Source organism: Candidatus Termitispirillum reticulitermitis, from assembly GCF_054655775.1.
Genome location: NZ_BAAIHG010000124.1, coordinates 1 through 1,835 on the forward strand (window position 1 = coordinate 1; position 1,835 = coordinate 1,835).

2 protein-coding genes are annotated in these 1,835 nt (G+C 46.4%); both read right to left on the bottom strand.

Annotated elements, in window-relative coordinates; translation table 11 throughout:
• Positions 1 to 38: 38 nt before the first annotated feature.
• Positions 39 to 941 (bottom strand): hypothetical protein, encoded by a 903-nt coding sequence (locus AC1MDJ_RS07645; protein ID WP_479690329.1) that lies wholly within the window; start codon positions 939 to 941, stop codon positions 39 to 41.
• A 1-nt stretch (position 942) separates the two neighbouring features.
• Positions 943 to 1,835, bottom strand: an 893-nt coding sequence (locus AC1MDJ_RS07650; protein ID WP_479690330.1) for a hypothetical protein, incomplete at its 5' end; no start/stop codon positions are given.

A 1,835-nucleotide genomic window follows, 5' to 3' on the forward strand; every position in this document is an offset into this window, starting at 1 on the left:
GTCGTTATTAGCAGTTTCTTTATCATAGTTTTAGCCTCTTATTCCAATATTATGTATATTATAGCGGTTTCATTCCCGCCTATAACCGCTTTAACGGGGAACTTCTGCCCCTTTTTATCAAGATTGTAGCGAGGAATCATCATTTTTGGCTTGATAGTAATATCTATATCCCTATCGTCCCCCGTGTTGACAGGTCTGTCTTTAGGATACCAGCCTTTGAAGTTCAGTGGTGCTGACATGTCCTGCCCATTCAACAAGAGTCGCTTAAAGGTGATACGACTGCCTGCCACAAGCCGACACTCGCCACCAAAAGCCACAACGCTTTCTACTCCATCAATTACAAGCTCCACAGCATAGCCATTATTAGTGTTGCCATCTGAGTTAGCTTTGTTGGTGGGTGTAGCCCCATTAGTGCTACCAGCTGAGTTAGCGTTGCTGGCGAGTGCAGCCCCATTAGTGCTACCACCTGAGTTAGCGTTGCTGGTGGGTGCAGCCCCAGCTGGGGTTGTGCCAGATGTGCCACTTGCGCCAGTGGGCTTTAGAGCGTTTGCGTTGGTGATGATTAGGTGTTCGCGTTTATCTGCCATAGGTATAATGCGCTTCACTACTGGGCTATCAGGCGGAGCTGCAGCTACGAGTCTTTTTAGCTCTGCATTGATTTGATAAGCGTATTCATCTCTATGCCCAAGCCGAACAGAGTAAAAAAGTCCGTCTTTGAATAGATACAGCACAGACTCCAGCGGAATACCGTTTAAGTCAAGCCGCTCATTATTCAGCCGATAGGCTGATACCCCGTTCTTGTAGCCGTCTGCAGGGGTTAAGCCCGGTGTTTGAGCCGCCGAACTACCCCATGCAATACCCCTAAATCCGTCTGAATCGCTACCAGCAGCAAATGTTGCAGCCGACAGCGTCAACAGGATTATTATAAATGCGTTGCGCATATTAGAACAGCCCTATTATGGATTTCTTCTTATCAGTAGGCACTCGTTGTATAAGCGTCCCTGTTTTAAGCTTTTCAAGGTGTTGTTTCTTAGTAGTATTTACCTTGAGCCATGCACCAGTTGAGTTCACATAGTCAGAGACGCTCATTGTAAAAGGCATAGGTGTTATATGGCAGTATGTCTTGCCGGTTACAAAGTCAGTCTGTACCTTTAGTTCGTAAGGTCTAAATAGCATGTCAGACGAAAGCCCGCTACTTACACCCAACGTAACAAGAGCAACCTGTTTATTGCCCCGCAGCTCAACTATGTAAGTGCGCAAAGGGATAGCTTTAAGCGTTTCATCTCTCATAGCCGTGCTGACGATGTTTTTGACTGCAGAGTTTGCCAGTGCAATAACCGTATCGTCTGATATAGTCTCCCCGTTGCTATATGGGATGGCAACGCTTGTAGTCAATTTTGCACTATGCAGCTGCTCGCCCGTGTTCACGTTGATATAGTTAGCAGTGAGCACCAGCGAGACGTTATACTTGCAACCGCCCTCTTCGGCGCAGGCATCCCCAACTATCTTGCTATCCATCGCTTCTATGGAAGCTGTCATAAGGTAATCAGCACCCCTTGCTTGAGCAATATCAATGCTGTCTTTAAGCGTTTTAGAGTTTTCCTCGCTTGCGGGTAAGATGGTAAAGGTGTCCAGCGATGTTACCATCGTTTCCATATTCTCACGCAATGCTTGCAATATCTTATCGCTTGTATATAACGTTTTATTGCTGAAACCGTCTATTACAATTTTCGGCTTTTTTCCATCCGCTAAAGCATAAGTATCAGCGCATTCAGGGCTAACTTCATACCGCTCCGTTGGGTCATCAGCCAACATAGTAGGCTCTAGCTGACCGC

Coding starts and splice junctions, on each gene's coding strand:
- AC1MDJ_RS07645 (WP_479690329.1), bottom strand. CDS start 941: ATGCGCAACGCATTTATAATAATCCTGTTGACGCTGTCGGCTGCAACA.